The organism is Streptomyces nidicola, assembly GCF_050106155.1.
GTDB lineage: Bacteria > Actinomycetota > Actinomycetes > Streptomycetales > Streptomycetaceae > Streptomyces.
On the sequence record NZ_JBNBPI010000001.1, the window covers coordinates 3,602,996 to 3,618,367 of the forward strand.

The 15,372-nt window shown below is 68.4% G+C and carries 13 protein-coding genes, 1 pseudogene and 1 riboswitch; of the genes and pseudogenes, 10 read left to right on the forward strand and 4 right to left on the reverse strand.

Features of this window, described 5'->3' with window-relative positions:
* Positions 1-4: 4 nt before the first annotated feature.
* The 3 genes from ACOKM3_RS16270 to ACOKM3_RS16280 form a co-directional block, all read right to left on the reverse strand.
* A complete protein-coding gene (locus tag ACOKM3_RS16270; RefSeq protein WP_426901125.1) occupies positions 5-895 on the reverse strand; it encodes a carbohydrate ABC transporter permease in 891 nt (296 codons plus the stop codon).
* The gene (locus ACOKM3_RS16275) at positions 892-1,899 is read right to left on the reverse strand and encodes a carbohydrate ABC transporter permease (RefSeq protein WP_426901127.1); all 1,008 of its coding nucleotides are present in this window, start codon (positions 1,897-1,899) and stop codon (positions 892-894) included. The genes ACOKM3_RS16270 and ACOKM3_RS16275 overlap by 4 nt, the downstream gene beginning before the upstream one ends.
* Before the next feature lie 97 nt (positions 1,900-1,996).
* Positions 1,997-3,301, reverse strand: a complete 1,305-nt coding sequence (locus ACOKM3_RS16280) for a sugar ABC transporter substrate-binding protein (RefSeq protein ID WP_426901128.1) — start codon at positions 3,299-3,301, stop codon at positions 1,997-1,999.
* Between the two features lie 341 nt (positions 3,302-3,642).
* On the opposite strand from ACOKM3_RS16280, the gene ACOKM3_RS16285 reads away from it, so the two are divergent.
* The 9 genes and pseudogenes from ACOKM3_RS16285 (at position 3,643) to ACOKM3_RS16325 (ending at position 14,159) form a co-directional block, all read left to right on the forward strand.
* Complete coding sequence (locus ACOKM3_RS16285) at positions 3,643-4,407, forward strand: GntR family transcriptional regulator (RefSeq protein WP_266713936.1); 765 nt, start codon at positions 3,643-3,645, stop codon at positions 4,405-4,407.
* 129 nt (positions 4,408-4,536) lie between these two features.
* Complete coding sequence (locus ACOKM3_RS16290) at positions 4,537-6,699, forward strand: carbon starvation CstA family protein (protein ID WP_426901131.1); 2,163 nt, start codon at positions 4,537-4,539, stop codon at positions 6,697-6,699.
* Positions 6,668-6,871, forward strand: coding sequence for a YbdD/YjiX family protein (locus ACOKM3_RS16295; RefSeq protein ID WP_426901133.1), 204 nt, complete (start codon positions 6,668-6,670; stop codon positions 6,869-6,871). Before ACOKM3_RS16290 ends, ACOKM3_RS16295 begins: the two co-directional genes overlap by 32 nt.
* A gap of 126 nt (positions 6,872-6,997) precedes the next feature.
* The gene (locus ACOKM3_RS16300) at positions 6,998-7,264 is read left to right on the forward strand and encodes a DUF3311 domain-containing protein (protein ID WP_426901135.1); all 267 of its coding nucleotides are present in this window, start codon (positions 6,998-7,000) and stop codon (positions 7,262-7,264) included.
* Complete coding sequence (mctP, locus tag ACOKM3_RS16305; RefSeq protein WP_426901137.1) at positions 7,261-8,889, forward strand: monocarboxylate uptake permease MctP; 1,629 nt, start codon at positions 7,261-7,263, stop codon at positions 8,887-8,889. Before ACOKM3_RS16300 ends, mctP begins: the two co-directional genes overlap by 4 nt.
* 105 nt (positions 8,890-8,994) lie before the next feature.
* A complete protein-coding gene (locus tag ACOKM3_RS16310) occupies positions 8,995-9,516 on the forward strand; it encodes a GNAT family N-acetyltransferase (RefSeq protein ID WP_426901139.1) in 522 nt (173 codons plus the stop codon).
* 63 nt (positions 9,517-9,579) lie between these two features.
* Positions 9,580-9,710, forward strand: a riboswitch (cobalamin riboswitch).
* Between the two features lie 127 nt (positions 9,711-9,837).
* Positions 9,838-12,195 (forward strand): ribonucleoside-diphosphate reductase subunit alpha, encoded by a 2,358-nt coding sequence (locus ACOKM3_RS16315; protein WP_426901141.1) that lies wholly within the window; start codon positions 9,838-9,840, stop codon positions 12,193-12,195.
* Positions 12,195-13,214, forward strand: a complete 1,020-nt coding sequence (locus tag ACOKM3_RS16320) for a ribonucleotide-diphosphate reductase subunit beta (RefSeq protein WP_426901143.1) — start codon at positions 12,195-12,197, stop codon at positions 13,212-13,214. The genes ACOKM3_RS16315 and ACOKM3_RS16320 overlap by 1 nt, the downstream gene beginning before the upstream one ends.
* Positions 13,215-13,327: 113 nt before the next feature.
* Positions 13,328-14,159: pseudogene (locus ACOKM3_RS16325) on the forward strand (class I SAM-dependent methyltransferase).
* On the opposite strand, the gene ACOKM3_RS16330 reads toward ACOKM3_RS16325, so the two are convergent.
* Positions 14,141-14,305 (reverse strand): hypothetical protein, encoded by a 165-nt coding sequence (locus ACOKM3_RS16330; RefSeq protein ID WP_426901145.1) that lies wholly within the window; start codon positions 14,303-14,305, stop codon positions 14,141-14,143. The pseudogene ACOKM3_RS16325 and the gene ACOKM3_RS16330 overlap by 19 nt on opposite strands.
* 94 nt (positions 14,306-14,399) lie before the next feature.
* On the opposite strand from ACOKM3_RS16330, the gene ACOKM3_RS16335 reads away from it, so the two are divergent.
* A complete protein-coding gene (locus ACOKM3_RS16335; protein WP_426901147.1) occupies positions 14,400-15,362 on the forward strand; it encodes a helix-turn-helix domain-containing protein in 963 nt (320 codons plus the stop codon).
* The last annotated feature ends 10 nt before the right edge of the window (positions 15,363-15,372 follow it).

A 15,372-nucleotide genomic window follows, 5' to 3' on the forward strand; every position in this document is an offset into this window, starting at 1 on the left:
GGCGTTATCCCTTCACGGCGCCGGATGTGAGTCCTGTGGCCATCTTCTTCTGGATGAACATGAAGAAGACCACCACCGGCAGAGCGATCATCGTGGACGCGGCCATCAACGCGCCGTAGTCGGTGCCTCGTTCGGTCGTGAACGTCATCAGCCACACGTTGAGCGTGTACTTCGAGTCCTCGTTCATCAGGATGTAGGCGAACAGGTACTCGTTCCACGCGTTGACGAGGGCGAAGATCGAGGAGGCGGCGAGGCCGGGGGCGAGCAGCGGGAAGACGACGCGGCGGAACGCGCCCATCCGCGTACAGCCGTCGACCATCGCCGACTCCTCCAGCTCCACGGGGATGTTGACCACGAAGCCGCGGATCATCACCGTGGCGAAGGGCAGCGTGGAGACGAGATAGACGACGATGACGCCCCAGTACTCGTTGAGTCCGCCCATCGCGTTGAGCTGGGTGTAGATGGGGATGAGCATCGCGGTCGGCGGCAGCATCTGGACCAGGATCATCGCCATGAGGAGCGCGCGCCGGCCGGTGAAGCGGAACCGTCCGATGGCGAGGGCCGCGAGGGTCGCGATGACCATGCCACCGACGACGGCCGTGATCGAGATGATGAGGCTGGACTGGATCGCGGTGCCGAAGTTCGGCTGCTTCACGGCGCGGGCGAAGTTGTCGAAGGTGATCGACGAAGGCCACAGCGTCTGGTCGTAGGAGCGGATCTCGTGGTTGGGGCGCAGCGCCGAGACGACGAGCCAGTAGACCGGGAAGGCCATCACGACGGCGATGACGAGCCCGAGGACGTTGTAGCCGAGCCTGGTCTTCTTGCGGTCGGGACGCAGCCCCTCGGTGGTCGCGGGGCGCAGCCCCTCCTTGACCGGTGCGGTGGAGGCGCTCATTCGACCTCTCCTGTCTTCATGAGCTGGCGCAGGTAGTACACGGCCACGCCGGACAGCATCAGTACGGTGATCAGCGCGATGGCGGTGCCCTGGCTGAAGGACGTCGAGGTGAACGCCTTGGAAAAGGAGTAGAGGCCGAGGGTCTCGTAGTCCGGTTCGGGCTTGTTGCCGCGCAGCAGCCAGATCTGCCCGAAGACGTTGAAGTCCCAGATCACCGAGAGCGTGGTGACCATGACGAAGACGGGCTTGATGACCGGCCAGGTGACGAACCGGAAGACACCGAGGGCGTTCGCGCCGTCGAGCTGTGCGGCCTCCGTCAGCTCCGCGGGAACCTGGGTGAGGGCCGCGTACAGGGTGATCACGACGAACGGGACGGCGCCCCAGATGACGAGCGCGGCGATGATCGAGAAGCCCTGGAGCGGGTCGAGGAACCAGTTGTGTCCGAGGAAGTCGTCGCCGGCGACCTTGGCGATGAGCGTGTTGACCAGGCCGTAGTCGGAGTCGGCGAGCCAGCGGAAGATCGAGGAGGCGACGAGCAGCGGCATCGACCAGGCAGCGATCAGGGCCGTGGTGAGCGTGAGCCGCACCCAGGTCGACAGGCGCATCATCAGCAGGGAGATCAGCAGCCCGATCGCCATGGTGAGCGCGACGCAGACCACCATGAAGACCACCGTGCGGACGGTGACCTGCCAGAACTCCGCGTCGCCGAGGATGTTGGTGAACTGGTCGAACCCGACCCACGGCGGGCTCTCGCCCGTCCACAGCTCGCGGCGCCCCATGTCCTGGAAGGACATGATCACGGTCTTGACCAGGGGGTACGCATAGACGGCAGCCAGCGCGACGATCGCCGGCAGGATCAGGAGGTAAGGGAGCGACGCCCCCTTCTTCCGCGGGGGGCGGCCGGTGCCGCGGGGACCCTTGATGCCCTTGGTGAGCACGTCCCCTTCCGGGGCGTCCGCCGTGCGGGGCGGCGGCCCGGCGGCCTTGGTGTCGGCGGCAGTCACGTGGCTGACCTTTCTCGTTCTCAGCGAAAGAGGAGAGGAGGGTGAACGGCGGAACCGAACGGTGTCGGTCCCGCCCCTCGCTCCGGAGCCCGAGGGCTCAGGACTCCTTGTTGATCAGCTCGTCGATCTTGGTGTCGGCCGCCTTGGTGGCCGTGGCGACGGACTTGCCCTTGAGGATGTCGAGAAGCATGTTCTTCAGGACCTCCTCCTTCTCGATCGCGGTCCAGCCCGGGGCGATCGGCGTGAACCAGGCGCTCTCCACCGCGTTCGCCGCGGCTTCGGTCTCCGCCTTCTCCTTCAGCGGCTGCAGCTGCTTGGTGTTGCTCGGCAGCACGTTCTTCGCGGTGAGGACCTCCTGGGACTTCTCGCTCGTGAACATGGAGATCCAGTCCTCGGCGAGGTCCGCGTTCTTCGACTTCTGCGTGACGGCGAGGTCGGAGCCGCCGACGAAGGACGGCAGGGTCTTGCCGTTCGGGCCCGGCATGGAGGCGACGGCGATCTTGTCCTTCAGCTTCGGGTTGCCGTTGGCCTTGCCGTCGACGACGGAGCCGGCCTCCCAGCCGTTGCCGTACAGGACGCCGGCCTTCTCGTTGGCCATGACGTTGGCGTGGTCCTGCTCGTCCTTGGTGATGTCGCCCTTGTTGTACTTCTTCACCAGGTCGATGAAGTGCTGGATGCCTTCCTGCGACTTGGCGTCGGAGAGGGTGCCCTTCCACTTCTTGGTGGCGTCGTCGTACGAGGCGATGCTGCCGCCGTACGCCTGGACGTAGGACATGGCGGCGTACCAGTAGCGGCCCGGCAGGTACAGGGAGGAGAAGCGCTTGTCCTTCGCGCCCTGCTTCGCCGTCTCCTTGTCCATCGCCTTGAGGAACGCGGTCTCGTCGGTGGGCAGCTTGTCGGAGCCGGTGGCCGACTTCAGCAGGTCCTTGTTGTAGATGGCGACGCGCGCGCTGGAGTAGTACGGGACGCAGTACATCTTGCCCTCGAAGGAACAGGTGTCCTTGAGGCCCTTGATCCAGGAGTCGCTGTTGTCGTACTTCTTCGGGTCGATCTCGGCGAGCGCCCCGTTGAGGATGTACTGCATGGTCTCGGTGTTGCCGAGCTCGACGACGTCCGGGAACTTGTCGCCGCCCAGGGCGGTGTCGAGCTTCTTGGCCTTGTCCGCCCACTGCTGGTACGAGACGTTGACCTTGACCTTCGGGTACTTCTTCTTGAACTGCGCGTTGACGTCCTTGACCAGGCCGGGCCAGGTGCTCTGCGCGTCGACCATCAGCCAGACCGAGACGTCGCCGGTGCGGTCCTTCGGGTCCTTGCCGGCATCGCTGCCGCTGTCACTCCCACACGCCGCGACCGCGGACATCATCGCCGCGACGCCGACGGCCGCTATGAGCTTGCGGTTCATGTCACCCTCCTCAGGGAACCCTGCAACCCCCCACCCACAGCGATGACATACGGCAAGCACACGTCTGCGTACGCGGATCCGGCTGATGGGACTGGGACCTGATCTTTAATGGTGTAGACCAGTACGGGGAGCTTGGCCCAGACCAATTGGGCTGTCAAGGGTGGCCGAGAGACGTCCCCGCGTCCGTTATCGGAACGACACCCGGGCCGCATCCGCCAAGCAGGGCAAGGGCGTTGACCACCTGCGGACACCCTCGGCGGGTGGACTAGACCAGACGGCCACCGGGCGGTATAAGGAGGGGTCACGGAGTCGCGTGGGCACCGGAGCCGGGAAGGCGGAGCATGAGCACCGACGTCAGCAGTGCGGAGAACGAGGGCGGGGCGCCCGTCCGCACCGCACGCGTGCCCAAGTACTACCGCCTCAAGAAGCACCTGCTCGACATGACGGAGACGCTGCCGCCCGGCACCCCCGTCCCGCCCGAGCGCACGCTCGCCTCCGAGTTCGACACCTCCCGCACCACGGTCCGCCAGGCGCTCCAGGAGCTCGTCGTCGAGGGCCGTCTCGAACGGATCCAGGGCAAGGGCACCTTCGTCGCCAAGCCCAAGGTCTCCCAGGCGCTCCAACTCACCTCGTACACCGAGGACATGCGGGCCCAGGGCCTGGAGCCGACCTCGCAGCTGCTCGACATCGGCTACGTCACCGCCGACGAGACCCTCGCGCAGCTCCTCGACATCGCCGCCGGCGGCCGGGTCCTGCGCATCGAGCGGCTCCGCCTCGCGAGCGGCGAGCCGATGGCCATCGAGACCACGCACCTGTCGGCGAAGCGCTTCCCGGCGCTGCGCCGCAGCCTCGCCAAGTACACGTCCCTCTACACGGCGCTCGCCGAGGTCTACGACGTGCACCTCGCCGAGGCCGAGGAGACCATCGAGACCTCCCTCGCGACGCCGCGCGAGGCGGGGCTGCTCGGCACGGACGTCGGCCTGCCGATGCTGATGCTCTCCCGCCACTCGATCGACGGTTCGGGACAGCCGGTGGAGTGGGTGCGCTCGGTGTACCGGGGCGACCGGTACAAGTTCGTGGCACGACTCAAGCGGCCCACCGACTGACCCCTCAAGCGCCCCACCGACCGACCCCCGAAAGAGCCCCAACTCCCGTGCCGGATAACGGAGTAGACGCTTTCCCGCACGCGGTGTAGCGCAGATCACATTTCTGGCTTACGGTCCTCCCGTCGTCGCATGGACGGGGAGGACCCACCAGTGCGTACCGCTTCTCCTAAGACCGTGATCCTGTGGACCGTCGTCGCCCTCGTGGGCGCGGCCGGCTGGTCCGTACTCGCGCTCTCCCGCGGCGAGAACGTCTCCGCCGCGTGGATGGTGGCCGCCGCCCTCGGGTCGTACGCCATCGCCTACCGCTTCTACGCGAAGTTCATCGCGCACAAGGTGCTGAAGGTCGACGGGAAACGCGCCACGCCCGCCGAGCGGCTCAACAACGGCATGGACTTCCACCCCACCGACCGGCGCGTGCTGCTCGGGCACCACTTCGCGGCCATCGCGGGGGCGGGACCGCTGGTCGGTCCCGTGCTCGCGGCGCAGATGGGGTACCTGCCGGGCACCATCTGGATCATCGTCGGCGTGATCTTCGCGGGCGCCGTCCAGGACATGGTCGTGCTGTTCTTCTCGACGCGGCGCGACGGGCGTTCGCTCGGCCAGATGGCACGCGAGGAGATCGGCCCGTTCGGCGGCGCCGCCGCCCTGGTCGCCGCCTTCGCCATCATGATCATCCTGCTCGGGGTGCTCGCCCTGGTCGTGGTGAACGCGCTCGCCTCGTCGCCGTGGGGCACCTTCTCCATCGCGATGACCATCCCGATCGCGCTGCTCATGGGCTTCTATCTGCGGGTGCTGCGCCCCGGACGGGTGTCCGAGGTGTCGCTCATCGGGGTCGCGCTGCTGCTGATCGCGCTCATCGCGGGCCGCTGGGTCGCCGAGTCCTCGTGGGCCGACACCTTCACGCTCGCGCCCTCGACGCTCGTGATCTGGATGGTGATCTACGGCTTCGTCGCCTCGGTGCTTCCGGTGTGGATGCTGCTCGCGCCGCGCGACTATCTGTCCACGTTCATGAAGCTCGGCACCATCGCGCTGCTCGCCATCGGCGTCGTGGTCGCGCTGCCGACGCTGAAGATGGACGCGGTCACCGACTTCGCCTCGCGCGGCGACGGCCCGGTCTTCGCGGGCTCGCTCTTCCCCTTCGTCTTCATCACCATCGCGTGCGGCGCGCTCTCCGGATTCCACGCGCTGATCTCCTCCGGCACGACGCCGAAGATGATCCAGAAGGAGACGCAGGTCCGGATGATCGGCTACGGCTCCATGCTGATGGAGTCGTCCGTGGCCGTGATGGCGCTCGTCGCCGCGAGCATCATCGACCCCGGGCTCTACTTCGCGATGAACGCGCCCGCCGGAGTCATCGGCGACAGCGTGCAGTCCGCGTCGCAGGCCGTGGCGGGCTTCGGGTACTCGATCTCGCCTGCGGAGCTCGCGCAGGCCGCGAAGAACGTCGAGGAGTCGAGCCTGCTGTCCCGTACGGGCGGCGCGCCGACGCTCGCCGTCGGCGTCTCGGAGATCTTCTCGCAGGTGACCGGGGGCGGACTGCGCGCCTTCTGGTACCACTTCGCGATCATGTTCGAGGCGCTGTTCATCCTGACCGCGCTCGACGCGGGCACGCGCGTGGGCCGGTTCATGCTCCAGGACATGCTCGGCAACGTCTACAAGCCGTTCAAGAACATCAGTTGGAAGCCGGGGCTGCTGATCACCAGCGCCGTCGTCGTCGGCCTGTGGGGCTACTTCCTGTGGGTCGGCGTGCACGAGCCGCTCGGCGGGATCAACCAGCTCTTCCCGATCTTCGGCATCTCCAACCAGCTGCTCGCCGCCGTCGCCCTCGCCGTCTGCACGACGCTGCTCGTGAAGTCGGGGCGGCTCAAGTGGGCCTGGATCACCGGGATCCCGCTGGTCTGGGACACCGTCGTGACGCTGACCGCCAGCTGGCAGAAGGTGTTCTCGTCCGACCCGCGCGTCGGCTTCTTCCAGCAGCGCTCGAACTACCAGGACGCCATCGACGCCGGAAAGATCCTGCCGCCCGCCAAGACCATGGACGACATGCACACCGTGGTCACCAACTCCACGGTGGACGGCGTCCTTTCGGCCGCGCTCGCCCTCCTCATCGTCGTGGTGGTCCTCGACGCGCTGCGGGTATGCGTGAAGCACGTGCGGAACCCCCAGTCGTCCAAGCTGAGCGAGGCTCCGTACGTCGAGTCCACGCTGGTGGCACCGGCCGGGCTCGTCCCCACACAGGAGGAGAAGGCGGAGGCGCGCGATGCCGGCGTCGGCAGTTCTACGGGTGGCTAGGTATGTGCGGTGGTTCGTCCGCGAGTTGACGGACGAGAGCGCGTACGAGCGGTACGTGACGCACCTCGGGGAGACCCACCCGGGCGCGTCCGTGCCGTCCCGGCGCGAGTTCGAACGCATGCGGACGGACCGCCAGGAATCGGATCCACGGCAGGGGTTCCGCTGCTGCTGAGGCGGCCCCCGAACGGGTCCGTTATCCGGACAGGGGTTCCATAGATCAAGACTCTCGCTTAGATTTCCCGGGCGTTAAACGTGAGATAAGTGGGATCTCTGATGAGCGAGGGGAACGGAACCGCGAATGTCCGATGCGCCTGAAGTGAAACAACCGGTGATCACGCCGGTGCGCGTGATCATTGCACTGTGTCTGGTCGCACCGTTCGTCGCGATGCTCTGGGTCAGCTCCTACGCAAAGATCGAACCGACGCTCATCGGCGTCCCGTTCTTCTACTGGTACCAGATGCTCTGGGTGCTCATCTCGACCGCGCTCACGATGATCGCGTACAAGCTGTGGCAGCGCGATCAGCGTGCCCGTAAGTCTGCTCAGTCGGCTGGAGGCCAGGCGTGAACGGCGGCGTCAACGGTGTCGCGCTCACCGTCTTCATCTTCTTCTTCGTGGCCGTCACGGTCATGGGCTTCCTCGCGGCGCGCTGGCGGAAGGCCGAAAACGAGGCCTCGCTCGACGAATGGGGCCTGGGCGGCCGCTCGTTCGGCACCTGGGTCACCTGGTTCCTGCTGGGCGGCGACCTCTACACGGCGTACACCTTCGTCGCCGTACCCGCGGCGATCTACGCGGCCGGCGCCTCCGGCTTCTTCGCCGTGCCGTACACGATCCTCGTGTACCCGCTGATCTTCACCTTCCTGCCGCGCCTGTGGTCGGTCTCGCACAAGCACGGGTACGTGACCACGTCCGACTTCGTGCGCGGCCGCTTCGGCTCGAAGGGCCTCTCGCTCGCGGTCGCGATCACCGGCATCCTCGCCACGATGCCGTACATCGCGCTCCAACTGGTCGGCATCCAGGCCGTTCTCGACGTGATGGGCGTCGGCGGCGGCGAGAACACCAACTGGTTCATCAAGGACCTGCCGCTGCTGCTCGCCTTCGGCGTGCTGGCCGCGTACACGTACTCCTCGGGCCTGCGCGCGCCCGCGCTGATCGCGTTCGTCAAGGACGGCCTGATCTACCTCGTGATCGCGGTCGCCATCATCTACATCCCGATCAAGCTCGGCGGGTTCGAGCACATCTTCTCGGCGGCGAACGACAAGTTCGACGCGGCCAACGAAGCAGCGGGCAAACCGGTCGCCGGGCTAGCACCGGGCTCCTCGGGTACGTGGACGTACGCGACGCTCGCGCTCGGTTCCGCCCTGGCGCTCTTCATGTACCCGCACTCGATCACGGCGACCCTCTCCTCCAAGAGCCGCAACGTGATCCGCCGCAACACCACGATCCTGCCGCTGTACTCGCTGATGCTGGGCCTGCTCGGACTGCTCGGGTTCATGGCGATCGCGGCAGGGATCAAGGTGCAGAACGGGCAGTTGGCGATCCCGCAGCTGTTCGAGAACATGTTCCCGGACTGGTTCACGGGCGTCGCGTTCGCCGCCATCGGCATCGGCGCGCTGGTCCCCGCGGCCATCATGTCCATCGCCGCCGCGAACCTGTTCACGCGCAACATCTACAAGGACTTCATCAAGCCGGACGCGACGCCCGCGCAGGAGACCAAGGTCTCCAAGCTGGTCTCGCTGCTCGTGAAGGTGGGCGCGCTGGCCTTCGTCCTCACCATGGACAAGACCGTCGCGATCAACTTCCAGCTGCTCGGCGGCATCTGGATCCTCCAGACGATGCCCGCGCTGGTCGGCGGCCTGTTCACGCGCTGGTTCCACCGGTGGGCGCTGCTCGCCGGCTGGGCGGTCGGCATGGTGTACGGCACGCTCGCCGCGTACGGCGTCGCGTCGCCGACGCAGGCGCACTTCGGCGGCTCCTCGGCGGAGATCCCCGGCATCGGTGAGATCGGCTACATCGGCCTCACGGCGTTCGTCCTGAACATCGTGGTGACCGTGGTCGGAACCTTCGTCCTCAAGGCGTTCAAGGCCCCGGACGGCGTCGACGAGACGTCCCGCGAGGACTACACGGCCGACGCGGGCGACAAGGGCGTCCAGGTCGACCTGCCGACGGTCGGCGCGGGCTCCGGTCACTAGGCACCGCGTACGCACGCGTCTCGGGTCCCTCCGCTTGCGGAGGGGCCCGACACATTTCCGGGAAGACGTTGCGGCCACGGCCGGGGGTCGCGTAACCATGGCGTCGTGATCAGAACTGTGCGCCCCGATGAGTACGCCGCGCTCGGCGAGTTGAGTGCCCGCGCCTACCTGGGCAGTGGGCTGCTCGCGTTCGGCGAGGACGACTGGTACGCCGCCGAACTGCGCGACGTCGAGAAACGCGCGCGGCAGGCCGAGGTGCTCGTCGCCGAGGACCCCGACGGCCGGGTCGTCGGCGGCGTCACCTACGTCCCCTCGCACAAGCACTCGTACGCGGAGATCGCACGCCCCTCGGAGGCCGAGTTCCGCATGCTGGCGGTCGCCGTCGAGGCGCGCGGGAAGGGCGTCGGCGAGGCGCTCGTGCGGGCCGTGATCGACCGGGCCCGCACGGCCGGCAAATCGGCGGTGGTGCTCTGCACCCAGCCGCTCGCGACCGCCTCGCACCGCCTCTACGAGCGCCTCGGCTTCACCCGGATCCCGGACCGCGACTGGTCCCCGATCCCGGAAGTGCTGCTGCGGGCGTACGAGTTGAGGCTGGCGGCGGGGGCGGCGGAGGCATCGGCGGGCTGAGGGCACGGGCACCCCGGCGCGACGCCGACACAACATATGGGGCTGACGCGAAAGCCCGACACAACATGTATGCTCGCTCTCGCTGTCACCACAGGGGAATCCGGTGCGAATCCGGAACTGTCCCGCAACGGTGTACGTAGGCGTACAAAAACGCCCGCGTGAGTCCGATGACCTGTCGACGGTACGCCCGAGCCGACCGGCCCGGGCGTCGACGACGTCCGGGCCTCGCGGAAAGGGCCGGTGGACGAGGGCCCGCCCGTGCGCGCCCGCGCTGCCACCTCCTCCCCGCAGGCCTCGAGCCGAGCGAGGGAGAGCCTCCACGTGACCATCGCGCCCGCCGAACCGGTCTCAGCCACGCCCCAGGACGGCCCGGGTGCCGCACTGCTGCGCACCCTGACCGAGCTGACCGCCGAACTCCCCGACGCCGATCCCGGCCGGATCGCGGCCGCCGCGCTGCGCGGCCGTTCGGCGCGGGCCGATGAGGCCGAGCTGCGCGATCTCGCCACCGAGGCCGCGGCCGGTCTGATCTCCGAGGACCCCGCCTACTCCCGGCTCGCCGCCCGCCTGCTCACCCGCTCCATCGCCGCGGAGGCCGCCTCGCAGGGCGTCACGTCCTTCACGGAGTCGGTCGCGGTCGGCCACCGCGAGGGCCTGATCGCGGACCGTACGGCCGAGTTCGTCCGGGTGCACGCGGCGCGCCTCGACGCGCTGATCGACATCGCGGGCGACGACCGCTTCGGCTACTTCGGCCTGCGCACCCTGCACAGCCGCTACCTGCTGCGCCACCCGATCACCCGGCACGTCATCGAGACCCCGCAGCACTTCATGCTGCGCGTGGCCTGCGGCCTCGCCGAGGACGACAGCGTCCGCGCGCTGGACGAAGTGGCCGCTCTCTACGGCCTGATGAGCCGCCTCGACTACCTGCCCTCCTCCCCCACGCTCTTCAACTCCGGCACCCGCCACCCCCAGATGTCGAGCTGCTACCTGCTCGACTCCCCGCTCGACGAGCTCGACTCGATCTACGACCGGTACCACCAGGTCGCCCGCCTCTCGAAGCACGCGGGCGGCATCGGCCTCTCGTTCTCCCGCATCCGCAGCCGCGGTTCGCTGATCCGCGGCACGAACGGGCACTCCAACGGCATCGTCCCGTTCCTGAAGACGCTGGACGCCTCGGTCGCCGCCGTGAACCAGGGAGGCCGCCGCAAGGGCGCCGCCGCGGTCTACCTGGAGACCTGGCACTCCGACATCGAGGAGTTCCTGGAGCTGCGCGACAACACCGGTGAGGACGCGCGCCGCACCCACAACCTGAACCTCGCGCACTGGATCCCCGACGAGTTCATGCGCCGGGTGAACGCGGACCAGCCGTGGTCGCTGTTCTCGCCGGCCGACGTGCCCGAGCTGGTCGACCTGTGGGGCGAGGAGTTCGACGCCGCGTACCGCAAGGCCGAGGCCGACGGGAAGCCCCAGCGGACCATCCCCGCCCGCGATCTGTACGGCCGCATGATGCGCACCCTCGCGCAGACCGGCAACGGCTGGCTGACCTTCAAGGACGCCGCCAACCGCACCGCCAACCAGACGGCTGAGCCCGGCCACACGGTCCACTCCTCCAACCTCTGCACGGAGATCCTGGAGGTGACGGACGACGGGGAGACGGCCGTCTGCAACCTGGGGTCGGTGAACCTGGGCGCCTTCGTGGACGTAGAGACCGGGGACATCGACTGGGAGCGCCTCGACGAGACGGTCCGCACGGCCGTCACCTTCCTCGACCGCGTCGTCGACATCAACTTCTACCCGACCGACCAGGCGGGCCGCTCCAACTCCCGCTGGCGCCCGGTGGGCCTCGGCGCGATGGGCCTCCAGGACGTCTTCTTCAAGCTGCGCCTGCCGTTCGACTCGGCGCAGGCCCGCGCCCTGTCCACCCGCATCTCCGAGCGCATCATGCTCGCGGCGTACGAGGCGTCGGCCGACCTCGCCGAGCGCAACGGCCCGCTTCCCGCCTGGGAGAAGACCCGTACGGCCCGCGGCGTGCTGCACCCCGACCACTACGGCGTCGAGCTGACGTGGCCGGAGCGCTGGGCGGCGCTGCGGGAACGTATCGCCGACGTCGGCATGCGCAACTCCCTCCTCCTCGCGATCGCGCCCACCGCCACCATCGCGTCGATCGCCGGCGTCTACGAGTGCATCGAGCCGCAGGTCTCCAACCTCTTCAAGCGGGAGACGCTGTCGGGCGAGTTCCTCCAGATCAACGGGTACCTGATCGAGGAGCTGAAGAGGCTCGGCGTCTGGGACGCCCAGACCCGTGAGGCACTGCGCGAGTCGAACGGCTCGGTGCAGGGCTTCACTTGGATCCCGGACGAGGTCCGCGCCCTGTACCGCACGGCGTGGGAGATCCCGCAGCGCGGCCTCATCGACATGGCGGCGGCGCGGACCCCGTTCCTCGACCAGGCCCAGTCCCTGAACCTCTTCATGGAGACGCCGACCATCGGCAAGCTCTCCTCGATGTACGCGTACGCCTGGAAGTCGGGCCTGAAGACGACGTACTACCTGCGCTCGCGCCCGGCGACACGCATCGCGCGGGCGGCGGGCAACAGCACCGTCCCCGCGCAGACCGCGACGCCCGACCCCGACGCGGTCGCCTGCTCCCTGGAAAACCCCGAGTCCTGCGAGGCCTGCCAGTAATGACCACTCCCGCCACGGAAAAGAACCTGCTCGACCCGGGCTTCGAACTGACCCTGCGCCCCATGCGCTACCCGGACTTCTACGAGCGCTACCGCGACGCCATCAAGAACACGTGGACGGTGGAGGAGGTCGACCTCCACTCGGACGTCGCCGACCTCGCGAAGCTGTCGCCGGGTGAGCAGCACATGATCGGCCGCCTGGTCGCGTTCTTCGCGACGGGTGACTCGATCGTCGCGAACAACCTCGTCCTCACGCTCTACAAGCACATCAACTCCCCCGAAGCGCGCCTGTACTTGTCGCGCCAGCTCTTCGAGGAAGCCGTCCACGTCCAGTTCTACTTGACGCTCCTGGACACCTACCTCCCCGACCCCGAGGACCGCACTGCGGCCTTCGCGGCGGTGGAGAACATCCCGTCCATCCGCGAGAAGGCGGAGTTCTGTTTCAAGTGGATGGACTCGGTCGAGGAGATGGACCGCCTGGAGTCCCAGGCGGACCGCCGCCGCTTCCTCCTCAACCTCATCTGCTTCGCCGCGTGCATCGAGGGCCTCTTCTTCTACGGTGCCTTCGCCTACGTCTACTGGTTCCGCTCGCGCGGCCTGCTGCACGGCCTGGCCACCGGCACCAACTGGGTGTTCCGTGACGAGACGATGCACATGAGCTTCGCCTTCGACGTGGTGGACACGGTCCGCAAGGAGGAGCCGGAGCTCTTCGACGACGCGCTCCAGCAGCAGGTCACCGACATGCTGCGGGAAGCGGTCGACGCGGAGCTGCAGTTCGGGCGCGACCTGTGCGGCGAGGGCCTGCCGGGCATGAACACCGACTCGATGCGCCAGTACCTGGAGTGCGTCGCCGACCAGCGCTTGCAGCGCCTCGGCTTCGCGCCGATCTACGGCTCGGAGAACCCGTTCTCGTTCATGGAACTCCAGGGCGTCCAGGAACTGACCAACTTCTTCGAACGCCGCCCCTCGGCCTACCAGGTCGCGGTCGAAGGCTCGGTCGGCTTCGACGAGGACTTCTGACGGGTCCATCCGTATGACGGGTCGGGCCCCCTGACGGGTTCGGCTCCAACGGGGCGGTGGGCGGCGCTAATTGAGATGCGTCGCCCGCCGCCCCTTCGTCAGACTTGCGGGGCATGACAACACCCCAGGTCGCAGACGAGGTCCTCACCTACTACTCCACCCAGTTCGACGAGCACGCACGGCTCGGCGCCTCCGCCGCCGGCGTGCTCGAACTTGTGCGTACACAAGAGCTGTTGAGACGCCATCTGCCTGCCGCCCCGGCCTCCGTGCTCGACGTGGGAGGAGGGCCGGGCACCCACGCGCGGTGGCTGGTCGGGGACGGGTATCGCGTGCATCTCGTCGACCCCGTGGAGCGGCACGTGCGGGAGGCGGCGGGCGCCGGGTGCACGGTCGAGCTGGGTGACGGCCGAGCGTTGAGCGCCGCCGACTCCTCGTACGACGTGGTGCTGCTGCTCGGACCGCTGTACCACCTGCCCGAACGGGCCGACAGGGGACGGGTGTTGGCCGAGGCGCTGCGGGTCGTGCGTCCCGGTGGGCTCGTCGTGGCCGCCGGGATCCAGCGGTACGCGGCACTGTTCGACCACGCCGCGCACGGGCGGCTGCATCTCGACGGGCGGGAGGGGCGGTCGGGGCGGGTGTTGGTGACCGGCAGGAACGAGGGGCGGGAGTTCACTTTTCGCCTATTTCCACCGGGCCGAGGAGCTGGCGGCGGAGGTGCGGGGTGCCGGGTTCGACGACACTCGGCTGTACGGGGTGGAGGGGCCCGGTGACGCCCTCCTGAAGGCCGCCGAGACCGCCACCGGCCGCCAAGTGCTACGGGAATCCGACCTGTTCACGTCGGCCCTGGCGGCGGCCCGGATGGCCGAGGAGCATCCGGAGCTGCTCGTCGCGAGCTCGCATCTGCTGGTCTTCGGGCGACGGCCGAGTCAGGCCGCGCGCTCGTAGCGGGAGTGGTGCTCTTCGGCGTTCCGCGCAGCCGCGGCCCTGAGCTGGCGGTCGATGCGGCGGTCGTGGGCCATGCCGTACAGGGACGGGGCGGCCAGGAGGAGGAAGACGAAGAGGACTGCGAAGTAGTTCATCGCTGTGTTCATGTCCTCCACTCTCCGCCCAGCGGCGGCCTCGCGGCAGTGGCAGGACCGTCACTGACCCTCGAATTACTGCCAGCCGTGCGGCACACTGGACGGCATGCTGACGAACGTGGCCGTAGTGCTGCTCGACGGAACGCATCCCTTCGAACTCGGCGTCGTCTGCGAGGTGTTCGGCCTCGACCGGAGCGACGCCGGGCTTCCCGTGTACGACTTCGCCGCGGTCTCCTTCGAGGGGCCGACCCTGTCCACCCACGTACCGGGCATGACGGTGTCCACCACGCACGGACCGGAGCGCCTGGAGGAGGCCGACCTCATCGCCGTCCCGGCCGTCGGCTACCGCCGCGACGGCTTTCCGCCCGAGCTGCTCGACGCGCTGCGCCGCGCGGTCGACCGGGGAGCGCGCGTCCTGAGCGTGTGCGGCGGCGTGTTCGTGCTCGGCGCCGCGGGCCTGCTCGACGGGCGCCGGTGCGCGGTGCACTGGCGGTACGAGCGCGAACTGGCCGCGATGTACCCGCGCACCCGCGTCGACCCCGATGTGCTGTACGTCGACGAGGGCCCGGTCATCACCTCCGCAGGCACGGCCGCCGGCATCGACGCCTGCCTCCACATCGTCCGCACCGAGCACGGCTCCGAGGTGGCCAACGCGATCGCCCGCCGCATGGTCGTCCCGCCGCACCGCGACGGCGGCCAGGCCCAGTACGTGGAGCGCCCCCTGCCGGCGACGCGCTGCGACACCGTGGGCGGGGTGCTGGCGTGGATGGAGCGGCATCTGGGAGAGCCGGTGACCGTGGAGGAGCTGGCGGCGCGGGCGCACATGTCACCGCGCACGTTCGCGCGCCGCTTCCAGCAGGAGACCGGCACGACGCCGTACCGCTGGCTGCTGCGCCAACGCGTCCTGTTCGCCCAGGAGTTGCTTGAGGGCACGGACGAGACGGTGGACGCGATCGCCGCGCGCGCGGGGTTCGGCAACGCTGCGGCGATGCGCCATCAGTTCATGAAGGCGCTGGGGACGACCCCCAACGCCTTCAGAAGGACCTTCCGGGTGAAGCTCGCCTCCTAGGTCCCGGTCA